Below are 21,903 nucleotides of genomic sequence, written 5' to 3' on the forward strand. Positions count from 1 at the left end.
GTAGTTCAAAAATGGAAAACCTAGCGCTCATCGAATCCTTTTCAGAGTTTAAGGACGATAAGTTTATAGATAGGGTAACCCTTATGGCGATTTTGGAGGATGTATTCCGAAATGCGCTTAAAAAGAAGTTTGGTTCTGATGAGAACTTTGACATCATTATCAACCCAGATAAGGGAGATTTGGAGATTTGGAGAAACAGGGTCGTAGTTCAAGATGGGGAAGTGGAAGAGCCCAATGAGGAAATCTCCTTATCGGAAGCTAGAAAAATTGAGCCCGATTTTGAAGTGGGCGAAGATGTTTCTGAAGAAGTAAAACTTATGGATTTGGGTAGAAGGGCTATTTTGGCATTGCGCCAAAACCTTATTTCCAAAATTCATGAGCACGATAATACCACAATCTACAAACAGTTCAAGGATTTAGAGGGAGAGATATACACGGCTGAGGTACACCATATTCGTCATAAGGCGATCATTTTGTTGGATGATGAAGGGAATGAAATCATCCTTCCGAAGGAAAAACAGATTCCATCCGACTTTTTCCGAAAAGGGGACAATGTTCGTGGTGTGATCGAAAGTGTTGAGCTTAAAGGGAACAAGCCTGCAATTATCATGTCCAGAACATCACCGATTTTCTTGGAGCAATTGTTCTTCCAAGAAATTCCTGAGGTTTTTGATGGTTTGATCACCATTAAAAAAGCAGTAAGGATTCCTGGTGAAAAAGCAAAAGTAGCGGTGGATTCTTATGATGATAGAATTGACCCCGTAGGTGCATGTGTGGGAATGAAGGGATCTCGAATCCACGGAATTGTTCGTGAATTGGGGAACGAAAATATTGATGTGATCAATTGGACCAACAATTCACAATTGATGGTCACTAGAGCATTGAGCCCGGCGCGTGTCTCATCTGTTAAATTGAACGATGAAAAGAAAACCGCCCAGGTATACCTTAAACCAGAAGAGGTTTCCAAGGCGATAGGCCGAGGTGGTCACAATATCCGTTTGGCAGGTCAACTGACTGGTTATGAGATTGATGTGTTCCGTGAAGGTGTTGAAGAGGATGTGGAATTGACCGAGTTCTCGGATGAAATAGAAGCGTGGGTTATCGACGAGTTCAAAAAGATTGGACTGGATACCGCAAGAAGCGTACTGGAACAAGATGTTAGCGACTTGATAAAGCGAACAGATTTGGAAGAAGAAACTGTTCAGGAAGTCGTTCGAATCCTCAAAGAGGAATTTGAAGATTAAACTATATATTAGCAGCGAATTTTAGGGCAAGGAAAATCAATTTATGGCAGGAAACCCAACAATACGACTCAACAAAGTTCTAAGGGAATTGAACATTTCACTGGATAGGGCAGTTGACTACCTTTCTTCCGTAGGGCATGAGGTAGAGGCACGTCCTACAACAAAGATTACAGATGAGGTGTATCAAGTACTGTTGGATGAATTCCAAACGGACAAGAGCAAAAAAGTAGCTTCGAAGGAGGTTGGTGAGGAAAAGAGGAAGGAAAAGGAAGCGCTCAGAATCCAAATGGAACAGGAACAGGAAGAGCGTCGACTTGCGAGGGAAAGAAGAAGTTCGGAGCAGGTCATCAAGGCCAAGGCTGAACTTTCGGGTCCCAAGACCGTGGGTAAAATTGACCTTGATAAAAAACCTGAAACTCCAGCAGCTGAAGAGCCTAAAGAGGTAGAACAACCAAAGGTTGAGGAAAAACCGGCAAAAGTGGAGGCTGAAAAGCCAGCCGAAGCCAAAAAACCTGTTGAGGCCAAAAAAGAAGTAGAGGAAGAGGAAGAGGCACCAGCTAAAGAACCTGCTGCCATTCAGACGCAGTACAAAAAGCTTAGTGGTCCCAAGATCACGGGTGATAAAATAGACTTGTCCCAATTCAACAAGCCTAAGAAAAAGAAAGAGGAGCCAGCTAAATCCAATGGTAACACTACAAGTGATGCCGATAGAAAGAAACGCAGAAAGCGTATCGTAAGCAAGAACGCTCCCCAACAAGGTGGAAACCGCCAACGCGGTGGCAACAATTTGGGTCGTAAAGGAAACCAGCGTTCCGTTCCCAAAGTGGAGCCTACCGAAGAAGAAGTGCAAAAACAGGTTAGGGAGACCCTTGAAAAACTTCAAGGTAAATCCGGCAAAGGAAAAGGAGCCAAATACCGAAGGGAGAAAAGAGATCAACACCGTCAGCAGACCGAGAAAGATCTTGAGCTTCAAGAACTGGAAAGCAAAATCCTAAAGGTTACCGAATTTGTTACCGTTAATGAGGTGGCAACGATGATGGATGTGACCACCACACAGATTATTTCTGCCTGTATGTCCTTGGGGATCATGGTGACCATGAACCAAAGGTTGGACGCAGAAACACTTTCCATTGTGGCCGAGGAATTCGGATATGAAGTGGAATTTGTTACAGCGGAAATCGAGGAATCCATTGAGGAAGAAGTTGATGCTCCAGAGGATTTGAAACCTAGAGCACCGATCGTAACCGTAATGGGTCACGTTGACCACGGTAAAACATCCCTTTTGGATTACATCCGTGAGGAAAATGTGATTGCCGGTGAGAGTGGTGGTATTACCCAGCACATCGGGGCATACGGGGTCAGCTTGGAAGATGGACAAAAAATAACATTCTTGGATACTCCGGGTCACGAGGCGTTTACCGCTATGCGTGCAAGGGGTGCCCAGGTTACCGATATTGCAATTATCGTAGTGGCTGCGGATGATGATATCATGCCACAGACCAAGGAAGCGATAAGTCACGCCCAAGCGGCAAGTGTGCCGATTGTGTTTGCGATCAATAAAATTGATAAGCCAACGGCGAATCCTGACAAGATCAAGGAAGGTCTTGCCGGAATGAACTTGTTGGTTGAAGATTGGGGAGGTAAGATCCAATCCCACGATATTTCAGCAAAAACCGGACAGGGTGTAAAAGAACTGTTGGAAAAAGTTTTGTTGGAAGCTGAACTTTTGGAGCTGAAAGCAAACCCAGACCGATTGGCCACTGGAACTGTTGTTGAAGCATTCTTGGACAAAGGTCGAGGATATGTTTCCACAATTTTGGTCCAGACCGGTACCTTGGAGATCGGGGATTACGTTTTAGCAGGTACTTGCAGCGGTAAGGTAAAGGCCATGCAGGATGAGCGTGGTAAAAACATCAAGAAAGCCGGACCGGCTACACCAATTTCCATTTTAGGATTGGATGGTGCACCACAGGCGGGTGATAGATTCAATGTGTTGGATGATGAACGCGAAGCTAAGCAGATTGCGGCCAAACGTTCCCAGTTGCAACGAGAGCAATCCGTTAGAACGCAACGTCATATCACGCTTGATGAAATTGGACGAAGAATTGCACTTGGTGACTTCCAAGAACTTAATATTATCCTTAAAGGTGACGTGGATGGATCGGTCGAAGCATTGACGGATTCCTTCCAGAAGTTGTCCACGGATGAAATTCAGGTGAACATCATTCACAAAGGTGTTGGTGCGATCACGGAATCAGATGTATTGTTGGCTAGTGCCTCCGATGCGATCATTATAGGATTTAATGTAAGGCCAATGGGCAACGCCCGTATGGTGGCCGATAAGGAGGAAATCGATATCAGGATGTACTCCATCATCTACGATGCCATTAACGACCTTAAAGATGCGATGGAAGGTATGTTGTCTCCAGAAATGAAAGAGGAGATTACAGGTAATGCCGAAATCAGGGAAACTTTCAAGATTTCCAAGATCGGTACCATTGCTGGTTGTATGGTAACCACTGGTAAGATCTTTAGAAACTCACAAATTCGTCTGATTCGCGATGGAGTTGTGATATTCACAGGAGAGTTGACATCCCTTAAGCGATTTAAGGATGATGTTAAGGAAGTAGCCAAAGGATACGACTGTGGATTGCAGATCAAAAATTACAATGACATCAAGGAAGGGGACATTGTTGAAGCCTTCCAGGAAGTTGCAGTCAAGAAAAAACTGTAAAGAGAAAAACTTCGATATAAAAAAATCCCGCTTTTGGCGGGATTTTTTATTTGTGTTGTTTCCGAACTACTTTTCTTCCGGTTTTAGCAGAATGGCCTTGGGGTATTTCTTTCGTACTTCCAAGTATTTGCGCTCCGCTTCAAGCTTTGTTTTGAATTTTCCCAATCGAACCCGATATGTGGGTGATTCAAATTCAATTTTGGAATACCAATTGGGAAAATCAATATCCACTTGTGTTTTTAAATTTTGGGCCTTCTGATAGCTTCCAAATCCGACCTGAATTTGGTAAAAATCAGATTTTGAGTTGACTTCTGCGTATAATTTCAGCAACTCATCAATGCGTGGGTCTTGTTCAATGGTAACGTTGCCCTCTTGGGCTGAGATTTGAGTGGCAAAACCTGCAAAAAGTGCAACAAATAACAGAGTTTTCATAATATTCTTTTGCATTTCAACATGGTGTTTGTACAAATGTAAATCATTAAAATTAAACGATCAAAAGACATCTTATTTAGAATGTATATAAATTATATATTATAAATACCTTAACATTTTAAAAAATGGCTCTATGTCGTACTTTTGTGACCGATTTTAGGCCGAGTAAAGCTATTGTTCTCAATATCAATGGAAATAACCGTGCCAAAGATTTCGATAGAAATTTCGTTAATATGAAAAAGGTTTTATACCGCCATCTATTTTCTAAAGTTTTAGGTTTTTCTCTCCTATTTTTTTCCGTTTCATTTTATGCGCAAGATGCAGCTACCGAAGAAGGTCTGTGTGGTCCTGGTGATGCTGTAAAAGGGAAGCAACTCTTCAATCAGAATTGTGCCGCTTGTCACTCGCTGGACCGAAAAATGACTGGGCCCGCATTGGCGAATGTAGCTACAAGGCTTTCGGAAGATGAGGGATTGGATTGTGAATGGCTCTATGCTTGGATCAAGAACAGTCCGGGAATGATCAAATCCGGTGATGCTTACGCCAACAAAATTTATGCAGAGTACAACCAGGCGGCCATGACGGCGTTTCCAACGCTTTCAAATCAAGACATCAACGATATTTTGGCGTATACCGCAGCTCCACCAGCTAAGCCCGCTGTAGTTGCAACTGCTGACGGAGGCGACGGAGGGGGTTCTGGTGATACTTCGGGCATTTCAAACGAATTGATACTTGGCGCCCTTGCTTTGGTTTTTGGGCTACTGATCATCATGTTGATTTTGGTGAACAGAACACTGAGAAGAATTGCAGAGGCTAATGGTGTGAGCCTGGAAAAAGAAAAAGCGGAAAAAAGCATTCCTATTTGGAAGGCTTTCGCCCAAAATCAATTCTTGGTTTTGTGTACTGCAATTTTCCTATTGTTGGCCAGTGGATACTTCGCTTACGGATGGATGATGCAAATCGGTGTTGACCAAGGTTACGCCCCAGTGCAGCCTATCCACTATTCACACAAAATCCACGCAGGGGATAACAAGATAGAATGTAAATACTGTCACTCTTCAGCTCGAGTTTCAAAAACTTCGGGCATACCATCCTTGAATGTTTGTATGAACTGTCATAAGTCCATTTATCAAGTAGCTGATGAAACATTGGCGGAGGGTCAAAAAATTGGAGTGAATTATAACGAAGAAATTCAAAAGCTTTACAAAGCTGTTGGATGGGACGAAGAAGAACAAGAGTACACAGGTGAGACACAACCTGTGCAATGGGTAAGGATTCACAACCTTCCGGATTTTGCTTATTTCAATCACTCACAGCACGTTTCCGTTGCTGGAATCGAATGTCAGACTTGTCACGGTCCTGTTGAGGAAATGGAAGTTGTTTATCAATTTGCTCCGTTGACCATGGGATGGTGTATCAACTGTCACAGGGAAACCAACGTGAAAATGGAAGGTAACGAATACTATGAAGCCATTCATGCAGAGCTTTCCAAGAAATATGGTGTAGAGAACCTGACCGCTGCTATGATGGGTGGTTTGGAATGTGGTAAGTGTCACTATTAAGAATTAAAAGAAGATAATCTCAGATATATCGTATGGCATCAAACAAAAAATATTGGAAAAGCGTAGCGGAGTTAAATCCGAACGATTCCATTGTTGAGACGCTAAAACAAAACGAATTTTCAGAACAGATTCCTGTTGATGAGTTTTTGGGAGATAAAGAAAACCTATCTGCCACAACAACCAACAGAAGGGACTTTTTGAAATATGTTGGGTTCAGTACGGCTGCTGCTACTGTTGCTGCCTGTGAGGGGCCTGTTCATAAATCCATTCCTTATGTTGTGCAACCAGACACTATTGTGCCCGGTGTTGCCAACTACTATGCGACAACTATCGCAGATGGTTTTGACTTTGCCAGTATTTTGGTAAAAACAAGGGAAGGTAGACCGATCAAAATTGAAAACAATACGGATGCTGGAATAAATGGAAGTGCCAATGCACGTGTCCAAGCCTCTGTATTGACGCTATACGATAGCAAAAGGGTTCAGGGGCCGATGGCTAACGGAGAGCCTGTCGAATGGAAAGTATTGGACGCAACGGTAAGGGCAAAATTGGGAAGCTTAAAAGGTTCCAATAGACAAGTTGCTTTGTTGACCCAGACCTATGCAAGTCCTTCAACAGATAAATTGATTGCTGAGTTCAAAGCCGAATTTGGTGACAATGTAAACCACGTAACATACGACGCTATCTCGGAAGATGCAGCCTTGAATGCCTTTAACGCAGCTTATGGCGAAAGAGCATTGGCGGATTATGATTTTGAGAAAGCGGATGTAATTATTTCTTTCGGTGCGGATTTCTTGGGAGATTGGCAAGGAGGAGGATATGATGGCGGATATGCCAAAGGACGTGTTCCAAAAAATGGAAAAATGTCCAAGCACATCCAATTGGAATCCAACATGTCGCTTACAGGTGCCAATGCGGATAAGCGCTACCGAATGACCCCTACGCAACAGAAAATTGCGTTGGCCAAATTATACGGCAAGCTAAATGGAACCAGTGTAGGAGGCGGAACCTCTGATGTTGACGGAGCGGTAACTCAAATCGCTTCGGAAATCAAAAAAGCGGGAAGCAAAGCTGTCGTGGTTACCGGTCTTGATGATGTTAATGCCCAAACGGTTGTTTTGGCAATCAATAAATTGCTTGCGAGTGAGGCTTTTGATGTTGAAAACCCTAAATATGTTCGTCAAGGTGATGTAGCCAAGGTGAACAAGTTGGTTTCCGATATGAATGCCGGTCACGTGGGAGCCTTGATCATTGATGGAGTTAACCCAGTATATTCATTGCCAAATGCTGCTGATTTTGTGTCTGGTCTTGAAAAAGTTGACGTATCAGTAAGTTTTGCTTTCAATAACGATGAAACGGCCCAGTCCGTTGGATATGTTGCCGCAGCTTCGCACTACCTGGAATCTTGGGGTGATGCCCAGTTCAAGAAAGGTCAATATAGCTTAATGCAACCTGCGATTCGTGAGTTGTTTGACACTAGACAATTCCAGACTGCTTTGTTGACTTGGATGGGAAGTGATAAGACGTATTACGAATACATCAAAGAAAACTGGAACACTGCAGTTCTACAAGGTGCAGATTGGAATAAAGCTTTACAGGATGGTGTCTTTACTGCAGCTGCAAGTGCAGAGGAAGTTGAAGAGCCCGTTGCTGCTCCTGCTGAAACTGAAGGAGAAGAGCAGTCTGAAATCGTGCCGATCGCGTCTTCGATAAGAGCATTGGTGAATGCCACAAGTCAAGGTACCGAGCTGGTGCTGTATTCCAAAGTAGGTATGGGAGATGGGCGTCAGGCCAATAACCCATGGTTGCAAGAATTCCCTGATCCAATTTCAAGGGCTTCTTGGGATAACTATGTTACGGTTTCCCAAGCGGATGCCGAAGCATTGGATTTGGAAAATTACAATGTCGCCAACGGTGGATTGAACGGAAGTTATGTGAAACTTACTGTGGACGGTACCGTTTTGGAAAACGTTCCTGTGATCATTCAACCAGGTCAAGCGGATGGAACGGTTGGTCTTTCCTTTGGATATGGAAAGCAGGCAGGAATGCAGGCCGAAATGGCGACCGGGGTTAATGCCTACACATTATATAAGAACTTTTCCGATGTACAGTCGGTCAGTATAGAAAAAACTGGTGGTGAGCATGAATTTGCTTGCGTACAGTTGCACAAAACGTTGATGGGACGTGGAGATATCATCAAGGAGACTACCTTGGAGATTTTCAATACCAAAGACCATCACGAATGGAATCATATGCCTCAAGTTTCATTGAATCATCAAGAGATTCCAGTTACATCCCCAGATGCTGATCTTTGGGAAGAGTTTGATCGTTCTATTGGACACCACTTTAATCTTTCTATAGATCTTAATGCATGTACCGGTTGTGGTGCATGTGTAATTGCTTGTCATGCCGAGAACAACGTTCCCGTGGTTGGCAAGGAAGAAGTTAGAAAATCAAGGGATATGCACTGGTTGCGTATCGATAGATATTACTCTTCCGAAGATACCTTTGAACAAGATGATGAGAAGAAAGAAGGCATGGAAGGTCTTTGGGGTGATAATGGTTCGTTAGGTGGTTTCCGTGAGATGGAAGATGCGTCTGCAAATCCGCAGGTTGCTTTCCAGCCGGTAATGTGTCAGCACTGTAACCACGCACCATGTGAAACGGTTTGTCCAGTTGCCGCTACCTCCCATGGTAGACAAGGTCAGAACCAAATGGCGTACAACCGTTGTGTGGGTACGAGGTATTGTGCGAACAACTGTCCGTACAAAGTACGTCGATTCAACTGGTTCCTGTATGCAGACAATGATGAGTTCAATTACAACATGAACAATGACCTAGGTAAAATGGTCATCAATCCAGATGTCAACGTACGATCTAGAGGGGTTATGGAAAAATGTTCCATGTGTATCCAAATGACACAGAAAACCATTTTGGATGCCAAGCGGGAAGGAAGAGCCATCAAAGATGGTGAGTTCCAGACTGCATGTTCAGCTGCTTGTAGCAGTGGAGCTATGGCATTTGGTGATATCAACGATAAAGAAAGTAAGATTGCCGAGTTGAAGGAAGATGATAGAATGTACCATCTATTGGAGCATGTTGGAACAAAACCGAATGTGTTCTACCATGTTAAAGTAAGAAACACCAACGAGGCTTAATCAATAAATAAAAAGAAGTAACTAGAAGATAAATTATGGCGTCGCATTACGAAGCACCTATTCGAAAGCCCTTAGTACTCGGAGATAAAGGATACCATGATGTTACCGTGGATATCGCTGCTCCTGTGGAAGGAAAGGCCAACAAACAATGGTGGATTGTTTTTACCATTGCTTTGGTAGCGTTTCTTTGGGGGTTGGGATGTATCATTTATACCATATCCACTGGTATTGGGGTTTGGGGTCTGAACAAGACCGTTAACTGGGCCTGGGATATTACAAACTTTGTTTGGTGGGTTGGTATTGGTCACGCAGGGACCTTGATATCGGCGGTATTGTTGCTGTTCCGTCAAAAATGGAGAATGGCGATTAACCGTTCTGCAGAGGCGATGACCATATTCTCGGTTATCCAGGCAGGTTTGTTCCCGATTATCCACATGGGACGTCCATGGTTGGGATATTGGGTACTTCCAATTCCGAACCAATTCGGTTCCCTTTGGGTAAACTTTAATTCACCCTTGCTTTGGGACGTATTTGCGATATCGACATACCTTTCTGTTTCCTTGGTATTCTGGTGGACGGGATTACTTCCTGACTTCGCTATGATCCGTGACAGGGCCGTAAAACCTTTCCAAAAGAAAATCTATAGCCTATTGAGCTTTGGGTGGACAGGTAGAGCAAAAGATTGGCAACGTTTCGAAGAAGTTTCATTGGTATTGGCCGGTTTGGCAACACCTTTGGTACTTTCCGTACACACTATTGTATCCTTTGACTTCGCCACCTCGGTGATTCCTGGATGGCACACCACCATCTTCCCACCGTACTTCGTTGCGGGTGCGATTTTCTCTGGATTTGCCATGGTACAGACACTGCTCATTATCATGAGAAAAGTGTGTAACCTTGAAGCATACATTACTGTACAGCATATCGAGTTGATGAACATCGTGATCATGATTACAGGCTCCATTGTTGGATGTGCCTATATCACGGAGTTGTTCATTGCATGGTATTCTGGAGTTGAATATGAACAATACGCCTTCTTGAACAGGGCTACAGGACCTTACTGGTGGGCCTACTGGTCAATGATGACCTGTAACGTATTCTCTCCGCAGTTCATGTGGTTCAAAAAATTGCGTACCAGTATCATGTTCTCGTTCTTTATCTCCATTGTTGTAAACATTGGAATGTGGTTTGAGCGATTTGTAATTATTGTTACCTCGTTGCACAGGGATTACTTGCCATCTTCTTGGACAATGTTCTCGCCAACATTTATCGATATCGGAATTTTCATCGGAACCATTGGTTTCTTCTTTGTACTCTTCTTGTTGTACTCTAGAACGTTCCCAGTAATTGCACAGGCAGAGGTAAAATCTATTTTGAAATCCTCCGGAGAACGATTCAAAAACTTACGTGATGCAGGGAAACCTTTATACCAAACGCCTTCAAAAGTAAACGCTACTGCTGAAAAGGCAGCTCCAAAAGAGGAAAGTGCAGAGGTAGACCAGGCAAAAGTTTCTTCGCTTTTAGGTTCAATAGGAACCTTTGATGCGGAAAATGAAACTGCTGACGATTTGAAAAAAGTGAAAGGTATCGGTCCACAAATGGAAGAAACCTTGAACCAGATAGGGATTTTTACCTTCGCCCAGGTGAGTAAAATGACCGAAAAAGAATATGATTTGTTGGATTCAATCACTGGTTCGTTCCCTGGAAGGGCACAGCGCGATGATTGGGCAGGACAGGCTAAAAAATTAAACGATAAAAAGTAGTTATGGCATCAAAAGTTATACAGGCACTTTATAATGATGATGATGTGTTGATGCATGCCGTAAAGAAGGTTAGGGCAGAGCACCATCATATCGAAGAGGTGTACACCCCTTTCCCAGTGCACGGTTTGGACAAGGCAATGGGCTTGGAAGATACCCGAATCGCCATTACATCGTTCATGTACGGTTGTTTGGGATTGATAGTGGCTATTGTAATGATGAATTACATCATGATTGCCGATTGGCCTCAGGATATTGGGGGAAAACCCAGCTTTAGCTATTTGGAGAACATGCCGGCATTTGTTCCTATCATGTTCGAGTTGACCGTATTTTTTGCAGCCCACTTGATGGTGATCACATTTTATTTGAGAAGTAGGATGTGGCCCTTCAAAAAAGCTGAAAACCCCGATGTAAGAACTACCGATGATCACTTTTTGATGGAAGTTGGAGTTGGGGACAATGAAAAAGAGTTGACGGCTTTATTGTGGGAAACAGGAGCTGTAGAAATAAATGTTACAGAAAAGGAGTCTTAAAAATATGAAGCATTTAGGTAAAATAAGTGTTGTCTTGGTTTTGGTCCTTTCTTTTGCGGCTTGTGCCGATAAGAATCATCCGAACTACCAATATATGCCAAATATGTACGAGCCCGTAGGTTATGAAACCTATCAAGGGGTGGACAATGGATTGTTTCCTCAGGGTACAGAAGCTATGCTTCCTGTTGAAAATACCATTCCAAGAGGGTATATGCCATATAAGTTTGAGAACACCTTGGAAGGAAAAGAATTGGCAAGATTGGAGCCAAGCCCTTTGGATTCCCTTGACAGAGAAGCCAATTTGGCCAAAGGAAAAGAGTTGTATGATATTTATTGTGCAATCTGCCACGGTCCAAAAGGAAAAGGACAGGGTACTTTGGTAAAGCGTGAAAAGATATTGGGAGTTCCAAGTTATGACGATGTAGCGCGTAACATTACTGTCGGAACTACGTACCATACCATCTATTATGGATTGAACTCCATGGGGTCCTATGCCGCACAATTGGCCAATGAGGAAGAGATGTGGCAAGTATCCGAGTACGTGATGAAGTTAAAGGAAGACCTAACAAAATAATTGGATAAGAGCATATTATGTATACATTTTCAAACAGGCTAAAAATGGGATCTTTCATCGCTATGGCGTTGGGATTGATTTGTTTGGCAACTGGATTTTTAAGTGCTCCCAGCACCGTGGAAGAAGCCAAGGCAATCGTGGCTGCTGCCCATGATGACCATCATGGAGGTGGACACGCGGAAGAAGCTTCCCATGGCACAGATGATGCACATGGTGGGGAACACGATGCATCACATGATGAGCACTTATTGCACCAATTACAGAACAGACCTTGGGCTGCTTTGTACGTGGGCGCTTTCTTTTTCTTTATGATCGCTTTGGGCGTATTGGCCTTCTATGCTGTCCAACGTGCTGCACAGGCTGGTTGGTCCCCTATGCTGTTTAGGGTAATGGAAGGAATTACGGCTTATTTGGTTCCTGGCGGAATCATTGTATTCGTGATTTTGGTACTTTCCGTACTGCACATGAACCATATGTTTGTATGGATGGATGCCGATACCGTGGCTCATGATAAATTGTTGCAAGGAAAAGCTGGATACCTTAATCCAACATTCTTTTTAATAAGAGCTGCCATTTTCTTGGGAGGATGGATTGCATATAGGGAAATATCCAGAAGATTGTCATTGGCTCAGGACGAATCTGATGACAACAGCAATTTTGTAAAGAATTTTAGATGGTCGGCCGGGTTCTTGGTCTTCTACCTAATCACTGAGTCCATGATGTCGTGGGATTGGATTATGAGTTTGGACCCACACTGGTTCAGTACCTTGTTTGGATGGTATGTGTTCGCAAGTATGTTCGTTTCAGGAATTACCACCATTGCCATCATCGCGATTTACCTAAAATCCAAAGGATATTTGGAAAACGTGAACGACAGCCACATCCACGATTTGGCCAAGTTTATGTTCGCTATCAGTATTTTCTGGACCTATTTATGGTTCTCACAGTTTATGCTGATTTGGTACGCAAACATTCCAGAAGAAGTAACCTACTATATAGCTAGGTTCCAAGATTATAAATTGCCTTTCTTTACCATGTTGGCCATGAACTTCATCTTCCCATTGTTGGTGTTGATGAACAGCGATTACAAACGAGTGAATTGGTTTGTGATCATGGCTGGTATAGTGGTATTGTTGGGTCACTATTTGGATGTATTCAACATGGTGATGCCAGCGACCGTGGGTGACCAATGGCATTTTGGTGTGCCTGAAATAGGGGGAATATTGTTCTTTGGCGGATTGTTCGTGTACTGGGTGTTCAATACACTTACCAAGGCACCCTTGCAGCCAAAACGCAACCCATTTATTGAAGAAAGTAGACAATTTCATTATTAATACGATTAAGTCTTAGAAAGAGATACAATGACTGCATTATTAACATTGACTGTTTTAGTTCTGGTAGCAATCGCAATCTGGCAAATGACCAAGATTTTCGAATTGTCACAACTAAAATCGGACTATTCAGAGGTGGCTAACGATTCAGATAACAATTACAATGGTTATCTACTGTTTGTATTTTTAATTTTCATCTACGGAATAACCATATTTAGTTTTGCCAAGTATTCAAAAGTGTTGTTGCCTGAGGCATCTTCTGCGCATGGTGGAGAATATGACCAATTGATGTGGGTGTCGTTTGCGATTATCTTTTTTGTGCAGACTATCACCCAGTTTTTACTGCATTACTTTGGTTATAAGTATCGTGGTAAAGAAGGTCAAAAGGCACTTTTCTTTGCCGACAACGACCGTTTGGAGTTTATCTGGACCATTATTCCTGTAATTGTTTTGGCTGGATTGATCCTATGGGGATTGTACACTTGGACCAATATCATGGATATCAATGACGAGGATGACCCACTTATTGTTGAGCTTTATGCCCAGCAGTTTAACTGGACGGCTCGTTATGGTGGTGAGGACAATGTTTTGGGGGATGCAAGTGTGCGCTTGATCGACATTGATCGCGCCAATGTACTAGGTTTAGACGAATCGGACCCGAACTCCTCAGATGATGTTATTGTAAAGGAATTGCATTTACCAGTTGGTCGTAAGGTTAACTTTATGATGCGTTCTCAAGACGTATTGCATTCAGCATATATGCCACACTTTAGGGCACAAATGAACTGCGTTCCCGGTATGATTACACAATTTTCGTTCACTCCGACCAAAACAACGGAAGAAGTTAGATTGGATCCAGATGTCATAGAAAAGGTTAAAAGAACCAATGCTATCAGGGCCGAGCGTGCGGCAGCAGGAGAACCCAATTCTGAACCTTGGGAATATGATTATGTATTGTTGTGCAACAAAATTTGTGGAAAGTCTCACTATAACATGCAGATGAAAATTATTGTAGAGACTGAAGAGGAGTTCAACAAGTGGTTGGCAGAACAGGCCACGTTCAAAGAAACTGTTGCACCCGTAGAATAATAATAAGAAAGGAAAAGAACCTTAATAAAACTTAGAAAAGATTATGTCAGCTACTGGACACGAACACGGACACGAAGATCACGGACATCATCATAAAGAGACTTTTGTAACCAAGTATATATTTAGTCAAGACCATAAGATGATTGCCAAGCAATATCTTATTACTGGTGTCTTGATTATGGGCTTCATTGGAATTGCAATGTCAATATTGTTTAGAATGCAATTGGCATGGCCAGGGGAGTCTTTTGCTGTCTTCGAAATGTTTTTGGGGAAATGGGCTCCTGACGGTGTAATGGATGCTGATATGTACTTGGCCTTGATTACAATGCACGGTACCATTATGGTATTCTTTGTACTTACAGCAGGCTTGAGTGGTACCTTTAGTAACTTATTGATTCCATTGCAGATCGGTGCACGTGATATGGCATCGGGATTCTTGAATATGCTTTCTTTTTGGATGTTCTTCGTCTCAGCTGTAATCATGGTAATTTCGCTATTTGTTGAGGCCGGTCCGGCAGCAGCGGGATGGACAATCTATCCGCCATTGAGTGCGTTGCCTTCGGCCCAGCCTGGTTCTGGCGCTGGTATGACGCTATGGTTGGTATCCATGGCAGTATTTATTGCCTCATCACTTTTAGGTTCTTTGAACTATATAGTGACCGTTTTGAACTTAAGAACAAAAGGGATGTCAATGACACGTTTGCCTCTGACTATCTGGGCGTTCTTTGTAACCGCGGTTATCGGTGTAATATCGTTCCCAGTACTTCTTTCAGCAGCTCTGTTGTTGATTATGGATAGAAGCTTTGGTACCTCTTTCTTCTTGTCGGATATTTTCATTCAAGGTGAAGTGTTGCACTATCAGGGAGGATCTCCGGTATTGTTCGAACACTTGTTCTGGTTCTTGGGTCACCCTGAAGTTTATATTGTGATTCTTCCGGCGATGGGTATTGTTTCCGAAGTAATGGCGGTGAACGCGCGTAAACCTATCTTCGGCTATCGTGCGATGATTGCTTCTATTTTGGCAATCGCATTCCTATCAACAATTGTATGGGGTCACCATATGTTTATATCGGGAATGAATCCATTCTTGGGATCTGTATTTACATTCACCACTTTGTTAATTGCGATTCCATCAGCGGTAAAAGCATTTAACTGGATAACGACGATATGGAAAGGAAATCTACAGCTCAATCCGGGTATGTTATTTTCTATTGGTATGGTTTCCACCTTTATTTCTGGAGGTTTAACGGGAATCATTCTTGGTGACAGTACTTTGGACATCAATGTTCACGATACCTATTTCGTTGTGGCACACTTCCACTTGGTAATGGGTATATCGGCCTTGTATGGTCTTTTTGCGGGAGTGTACCACTGGTTCCCTAAATTGTTCCAGGGTCGAATGATGAACAAGAATTTGGGATATGTCCATTTTTGGGTGACCGCAATAGGTTCTTACGGTATTTTCTTCCCCATGCACTTTGTGGGAATGGCAGGAGTACCGCGTAGATATTATGAAAACACAGCTTTCCCAATGTTTGATGAATTAACCAATGTACAAGTGTTGATGACGGTTTTTGCCATCATTACGGCAAGCGTTCAGTTGGTATTTGCATTCAACTTCGTAAGAAGTGTTTTCTACGGAAAGAAAGGTCCTTTAAACCCATGGAAAGCAACTACTTTGGAATGGACAGCTCCGCAAGAGCATATGCATGGTAACTGGCCAGGTGCAATTCCACACGTACACCGTTGGGCTTATGACTATAGCAAGACCTATGAAAACGGCGAGTACATAATTCCGGGACAGGACTTTGTCCCGCAAACGGTTCCTTTACAGGATAACGAGGAGGAGCTGAATCATTAGCGGTTTCTTTATAAAATATAGGCCCATCCTTTAGGATGGGCTTTTTTGTTTTAAGTGTTTGGTACGACAATTGTTACCTCTAATTGTAATATCTTTAATAACCCTATAAAACGAACACTTGTGAAAAATTTAGCCATTCTACTGTTGTTGTTGTGTCATATTGCAGCAATGGCCCAGCGCAAGCCTAGAATAAAAGGAAGCCGAGTTGTTGCAGAGGTCAATGATGAGCTTCCAGCGTTCAACGCAGTGCAATTGAATGATGATTTGGATATTGTTTTGAAAAAATCCTTCGGTCCCGGTTATGATATTGTGGCCGACGACAACCTCATCGATATACTAAAATTCCGTGTTGAGGATAGCACTCTTGTGATTAGCTCCTTTTATAATGTTACGGCCAAGAAACAGTTCGACATCACCATAAATTACACCGACCTCAAGGCAATTACCCTGAAAAAAGGCAGCATAACAGTTGATGACGTAATAACCAGCGATGAACTATTTGTAGATACATTTGAAAATGCCAGATTAAACCTGAAAGCAAGTGCCGCCGTGATGGACATTAATATGGAAGGCATCAGTAAAGGGGACTTTAATGTTGATGTAGATTCGCTGAATGTCAGTATAAGCAATAGGGCTGAAGCCTATATTTATGCCGTTAACGAGGTCAGTCTGGTCGAATTGGATCAAAATGGGATGTTGACACTCGAGGGGACTTCTGACAGGATTCAGGCAAATCTATCGGGCAATTCCAGATTTAAGGGACAGACCATGGAAGCGGGTACATTTAATGTCAATATAGAAAACACCGCCAGTGCCCGGGTGTATGCCTTCAGGGATTTGGAACTTCAAGCAAAGGGAAATACCAAAACATACCTCTACGGCAATCCACAAATTACCATTCTCGAATTTATGGATACCTCCCAATTGATTAAAAAACTGGAGTGACGCCTAATTGGCGATCGGAGCAGTAAGACAATGTGCTGGTATTCCGAATCCATCTACCAAAACCTCAATATGGGGTCGAAGTTCCGTGGATAAACGTTCCACCCGTTGTCGAATCGCTTTTGATTTTACGCCTCCAAAATATCCTTGCTCTAAATACCACCTTGAGTCGTTATGCAATTCATGTAGCGCATAAAGTGTTCCCAGTTTTTCCATGAGACCGCGATATTTTTCATCAGCAATTGTGGTGCAGTATTCTGAAAATATTTGATAGGCCAACTCTACACTATATGCTTTTCCCAACGCCAACAAATGGGTTTGAACCTTTAGAAAGGCCTGATAAGAGGGAACACCCTTTTTGATGTAGTTTCGAATTCGCATGGCCAAGGTATAGGTCAGCCTACGGGTACGGTAATTAAAGGCATGTTTGTGGAATTTCGGATTATACAAATGTTCCGAATCCACTTTGTTGGAGTAAATGGGATTGATTGTGGCAAGTTTATCTGCTAATTGGGTGCGCAACAGCTTTAAGACCGAAGTAAATCCGGCACTATTGAATTCTGCCTTGAAATCGGAAAGAATGCCCTTTGCGGCCAGTTGAAGCAACACATTGTTGTCACCCTCAAAAGTTGTGAATATGTCCACATCCCCCTTCAGGTCGGCAATTCTGTTTTCCAACAGATAACCTTTTCCACCACAAGCTTCCCGACATTCTTGTATGGTAGAATTGGCGTACCATGTGATTACGGATTTTAATCCGGCTACCTGGGTTTCTATTTTTCTTTTGTCAGGCTGGGAATCATCACTATACCTACGCATCATTTCCTCCAATGTAAAATGATAGATATAGGCTTGTGCTATCGCTGGTGTTAACCGAAGTTGATGCGTGGGATAGTCCATGATCAAATCTTCTTGGATTTTAACGTTATCATTGAACTGTCGTCGGTTCAATGCATGTTTTATGGCGATGGTCAATGCCATTTTAGCCCCTCCCAAAGCACCTTTGGCGACACAGATTCGTCCCCCGACCAAGGTCCCCAACATTGTAAAAAATCGTTTGTTGGGATTCTTGATGGCCGAAAAGTAACTGCCATCATCTTTGATTGTTCCATACTTGTCCAAAAGGTTTGCTCTCGGTACCCGCACCTGATTGAACCATATCTTTCCATTGTCGACCCCATTCAATCCAAGTTTATACCCATTGTCTTCGATGGTAATGCCTTCAAGCAGGTTGTGGTTTTCATCTCGCAGGGGAACCAAGATGGCGTGAACCCCTTCGTTTTTTCCATCAACGATTAGTTGTGCAAAAACTGAGGCAATAGTAGAATGCAGAGCATTGCCTATGTACTCCTTGTTATCATTTTGTCCTGGAGTATGTATAACAATGGTGTCGCTTTTTTTGTCATAGGTCGCCGTTGTTTTTATCCCCCTTACGTTGGAACCGTGTCCGGTCTCTGTCATGGCAAAACAACCCAATAGTTTGGCTTTTCCAGCATCACCCAAGTATTGGTCATGATGTTTTTTTGTGCCCAGCTTTTGAATACTTCCACCAAACAGCCCAAATTGAACCCCAAACTTTACGGCTAAACTCCCATCTACAAACATTAAATGCTCAAAAATGGCCGCATAGGAGGGCATATTTCCCGTTCCACCGTGGGCTTCCGGATAGGCCATGGCACCGTATCCTTTTTCTCCCAGTAATGAAACTTGCTTTAGCACCTTATTCCGGAAATCATCCTTGTTTCGTGATATGGTCCATTTAAAAATATCCTGGTTCAGAAAGGAACGAAACGCATCAACTTCCGATACATGGGAGCCTTTAAAGAGAACATCTAAATTTTGCGCATTGTATTGATTGGAGGTTTTTTCATGTACTACTTCTACTTCAAATAAATGGTTGTAATGATTGGGTTGAATACCCAAATTGATTTCAATATGTTTTAGATGTTCATTAAAATCGCACTGTTCACAATGTAAATTGCCCAATCGCTGACTTAATGATGCCAAGGGATAGGTATCACTTTCAATAAGTTTTACCTTGGAAGTGGAGATAGTGTGTTTCCATTGTTTGAATTCGCTATCGGAAGGTGGTTGTTCCCTGTTGAGCCAACCGAACAGCTGTTTTTTTTCATCTGGACTTAAAACGGGATCGTCTTCTATAGTTTTTTTGATAACCGAAACTTCTGAGGCGGAAAGCAGATCATCGGACCAGATGACATAAAAAAAAGGGATGTATTGCAAAATACCAATGGAATAAGTGGGTATTACCATAATATGTTGGATTGTGGAATCATATTTTATGTATCTAATTTAAGTCATAGATTTTTAAGACAAATTACAACATCCATGCACAAGCTTATTTTGTCAATTTGGTTTCAAGTACATCGGGTTTCGAGTATATTTGTTAGGATATGAATGAAAACCTAGATCCAACATCGGATAATTTTTCACAAGAAGAACTGGACGTTGAAAGGGCGTTGCGGCCCATAACTTTTGATGATTTTACCGGTCAGGAACAGGTGTTGGAAAACCTAAAGATTTTTGTTCAGGCTGCAAACCTTAGGGGCGAAGCATTGGATCATACGCTGTTCCATGGACCCCCCGGATTGGGAAAAACCACTTTAGCACATATTTTGGCCAACGAATTGGGAGTGGGTATCAAAATCACATCAGGCCCCGTTTTGGATAAACCAGGGGATCTGGCCGGACTTTTGACCAATTTGGAGGAGCGCGACGTTCTGTTCATTGATGAAATACATCGCCTCAGTCCTATCGTGGAAGAATATCTGTATTCCGCCATGGAGGATTATAAAATTGATATCATGATTGAAACAGGTCCCAATGCTAGGACCGTTCAAATCAATTTAAGTCCGTTTACCTTGGTAGGAGCTACAACACGTTCAGGATTGCTCACAGCTCCGATGCGGGCAAGATTTGGTATTCAAAGCAGACTGCAATATTACAATACCGAACTCCTTTCAACCATTGTGGAACGAAGTGCGGACATCTTAAAAGTACCCATCACCAACGACGCTGCCATCGAGATTGCAGGTCGTAGTCGGGGAACCCCAAGAATCTGTAACGCTCTTTTGCGAAGGGTTCGTGACTTTGCACAAATCAAAGGTGATGGAAATATCGATTTGGAGATTTCAAAGTTTGGCCTTAAAGCTTTGAATGTTGATGCCCATGGTCTTGATGAAATGGACAATAAAATACTGAGCACCATTATTGATAAATTCAAAGGAGGTCCGGTAGGTATCACCACACTGGCGACAGCAGTTTCTGAAAGCGCCGAAACCATCGAAGAAGTTTATGAACCTTTTTTGATCCAACAAGGATTTATCATGCGTACGCCAAGAGGTCGTGAAGTAACCGAATTGGCCTACAGACATTTGGGGAAATTAAAAGGTGGAGGCCAAGAAGGCTTGTTCGCTTAGTGCAAGCTTGGTTTCAGTTACTGATTATTCAATTTCGCATCCTTTCAAAATCATTTGCAAACCCCATTGCAGGGTTTCAACGGATTCTTTGCTGTTCAATCCGCATACGTCCTTAGTGGCAATAATGGATTCTATACCCATCAATAATACGGTTAAATGAATAAGTTTTGACTGGGTCTTTGCGTCTATGTCCGTTGAATGCTGTCTAAAGAACTCTTTTAGCGCCGTAATTCGATTTTGGCCCCTTACCAATTTGGAATCTGTTGTTGAAAGAAAAGCTGCTAGAAACTTTTTTGATGCTTTTTCAGTCTCAAGAATAAAATCAAGATAGATTTTTTGGATTCCCAATATGGATGTTTTGACACCATTACCTGAGAATTCTTCTAAAATGGTATCGGTACTTGGAACATTGAGGTGCAGTACCAACTCTGTGGAAAGTGAATCTATGTTGGAATAATACCTGTATATGGTTGCCCTGGATACTTCCGCTTCTTTGGCTATGTCCTCAAGGGTAATATCGTTTCCCGATTCTATAAGTCGATTGGCCGCTTCCAAAATGCGGTTTCGGGTTTTAAGCTTTTGTTTCTTCCGGCCTGATGCGATATGATTCTCACTCATGAGACAAATGTCTTATAAAATTTTGTAATTTGAAAATAAGTCGCTATAATTGTGAGACAAAAATCTCATAAAATGAAAAAATCCAATAGCGTATGGGTTTTGGGGCATAAAATAACCTTCCATCCAACCACAGGAGATTACGATTTAATAGTTTGTGAAACACCAGCTGGCAGTCAAGGACCGCCTCCCCATATCCATTCGGCGTACAAGGAAGCTTTTCTAATAGTAGAGGGCGAAATGGAGTTTTTTATCAATGGTGATACCAAAACATTGGGTCCCGGAGAATCCGTGGATATCCCTCCAGGCACCCTGCACACCTTTAACAATAGAACTGATCAAAAATGCATTTGGGTAAATATTCACAGTCCTAAAGGGTTTTCTAAATTTTTTAAAACTTTTGGTATACAAGAAGATGAAAAAGACGCCATTGCCAAGTCCGTAAGCCTTGAAACCATTCAAAAAGTGTTGGCAACAGCCGGGGATTTCGATATGGCAATCCCTGAAAAACTTTTGGATTGATTTTCAATCTGGTGAAGGTGAATGGATGTGATTCCTAGTGTACTCAGAGTCATGTTTGTGCTATTTGACTCAATCGCTTGCTTGGAAAATCAACAGAAAACAAAAAACT

General features: G+C 42.5%; 16 protein-coding genes. 13 read left to right on the forward strand and 3 right to left on the reverse strand.

The features are described 5' to 3' along the window. Positions 1–11: 11 nt before the first annotated feature. Together nusA and infB are read left to right on the forward strand one after the other, a co-directional pair. Entirely contained in the window at positions 12–1,244 is a 1,233-nt protein-coding gene (nusA, locus tag ACULLH_RS05165; RefSeq protein WP_454087653.1) for a transcription termination factor NusA, read from the forward strand. 43 nt (positions 1,245–1,287) lie between these two features. Beyond that, positions 1,288–3,978 carry a translation initiation factor IF-2 gene (infB, locus tag ACULLH_RS05170; RefSeq protein WP_454087654.1) on the forward strand — a complete coding sequence of 897 codons (2,691 nt, stop codon included), beginning with the start codon at positions 1,288–1,290 and terminating at the stop codon, positions 3,976–3,978. A gap of 66 nt (positions 3,979–4,044) precedes the next feature. On the opposite strand, the gene ACULLH_RS05175 is transcribed toward infB, so the two are convergent. After that, a complete protein-coding gene (locus ACULLH_RS05175; protein WP_454087655.1) occupies positions 4,045–4,410 on the reverse strand; it encodes an SPOR domain-containing protein in 366 nt (121 codons plus the stop codon). A gap of 233 nt (positions 4,411–4,643) precedes the next feature. Here ACULLH_RS05175 and ACULLH_RS05180 point away from each other — a divergent pair, with 233 nt between their 5' ends. From ACULLH_RS05180 to ACULLH_RS05220, 9 genes are all read left to right on the forward strand, one after another. After that, positions 4,644–5,972, forward strand: coding sequence for a cytochrome c3 family protein (locus ACULLH_RS05180; RefSeq protein WP_454087656.1), 1,329 nt, complete (start codon positions 4,644–4,646; stop codon positions 5,970–5,972). A gap of 32 nt (positions 5,973–6,004) precedes the next feature. After that, a complete protein-coding gene (locus tag ACULLH_RS05185; protein ID WP_454087657.1) occupies positions 6,005–9,130 on the forward strand; it encodes a TAT-variant-translocated molybdopterin oxidoreductase in 3,126 nt (1,041 codons plus the stop codon). Between the two features lie 35 nt (positions 9,131–9,165). Further along, the gene (nrfD, locus tag ACULLH_RS05190; RefSeq protein WP_454087658.1) at positions 9,166–10,893 is read left to right on the forward strand and encodes an NrfD/PsrC family molybdoenzyme membrane anchor subunit; all 1,728 of its coding nucleotides are present in this window, start codon (positions 9,166–9,168) and stop codon (positions 10,891–10,893) included. A 2-nt stretch (positions 10,894–10,895) separates the two neighbouring features. Beyond that, positions 10,896–11,423 (forward strand): DUF3341 domain-containing protein, encoded by a 528-nt coding sequence (locus tag ACULLH_RS05195; RefSeq protein ID WP_454087659.1) that lies wholly within the window; start codon positions 10,896–10,898, stop codon positions 11,421–11,423. A gap of 4 nt (positions 11,424–11,427) precedes the next feature. Beyond that, positions 11,428–11,997, forward strand: coding sequence for a c-type cytochrome (locus tag ACULLH_RS05200; protein ID WP_454087660.1), 570 nt, complete (start codon positions 11,428–11,430; stop codon positions 11,995–11,997). Between the two features lie 17 nt (positions 11,998–12,014). Continuing rightward, on the forward strand, positions 12,015–13,331 hold the full coding sequence (locus ACULLH_RS05205) for a quinol:cytochrome C oxidoreductase (RefSeq protein WP_454087661.1): 1,317 nt from the start codon (positions 12,015–12,017) through the stop codon (positions 13,329–13,331). 27 nt (positions 13,332–13,358) lie between these two features. Continuing rightward, positions 13,359–14,417 (forward strand): cytochrome c oxidase subunit II, encoded by a 1,059-nt coding sequence (locus ACULLH_RS05210; protein WP_454087662.1) that lies wholly within the window; start codon positions 13,359–13,361, stop codon positions 14,415–14,417. Positions 14,418–14,460: 43 nt separating this feature from the next. Next, positions 14,461–16,278 (forward strand): cytochrome c oxidase subunit I, encoded by a 1,818-nt coding sequence (locus ACULLH_RS05215; protein WP_454087663.1) that lies wholly within the window; start codon positions 14,461–14,463, stop codon positions 16,276–16,278. 120 nt (positions 16,279–16,398) lie between these two features. Next, complete coding sequence (locus ACULLH_RS05220; protein ID WP_454087664.1) at positions 16,399–17,223, forward strand: GIN domain-containing protein; 825 nt, start codon at positions 16,399–16,401, stop codon at positions 17,221–17,223. 3 nt (positions 17,224–17,226) lie between these two features. Here the strand turns inward: ACULLH_RS05220 and ACULLH_RS05225 are convergent, their stop codons facing one another. Further along, positions 17,227–19,491 carry an acyl-CoA dehydrogenase family protein gene (locus ACULLH_RS05225; protein WP_454087665.1) on the reverse strand — a complete coding sequence of 755 codons (2,265 nt, stop codon included), beginning with the start codon at positions 19,489–19,491 and terminating at the stop codon, positions 17,227–17,229. Positions 19,492–19,631: 140 nt separating this feature from the next. Here ACULLH_RS05225 and ruvB point away from each other — a divergent pair, with 140 nt between their 5' ends. Further along, the gene (gene ruvB / locus ACULLH_RS05230) at positions 19,632–20,657 is read left to right on the forward strand and encodes a Holliday junction branch migration DNA helicase RuvB (RefSeq protein WP_454087666.1); all 1,026 of its coding nucleotides are present in this window, start codon (positions 19,632–19,634) and stop codon (positions 20,655–20,657) included. A 24-nt stretch (positions 20,658–20,681) separates the two neighbouring features. Here ruvB and ACULLH_RS05235 read toward each other — a convergent pair whose 3' ends face one another. Continuing rightward, positions 20,682–21,275 carry a TetR/AcrR family transcriptional regulator gene (locus tag ACULLH_RS05235; RefSeq protein WP_454087667.1) on the reverse strand — a complete coding sequence of 198 codons (594 nt, stop codon included), beginning with the start codon at positions 21,273–21,275 and terminating at the stop codon, positions 20,682–20,684. Positions 21,276–21,347: 72 nt separating this feature from the next. Here ACULLH_RS05235 and ACULLH_RS05240 point away from each other — a divergent pair, with 72 nt between their 5' ends. After that, on the forward strand, positions 21,348–21,794 hold the full coding sequence (locus ACULLH_RS05240) for a cupin domain-containing protein (protein WP_454087668.1): 447 nt from the start codon (positions 21,348–21,350) through the stop codon (positions 21,792–21,794). Positions 21,795–21,903 lie beyond the last annotated feature (109 nt).

This window comes from Flagellimonas sp. 2504JD4-2 (genome assembly GCF_053642935.1).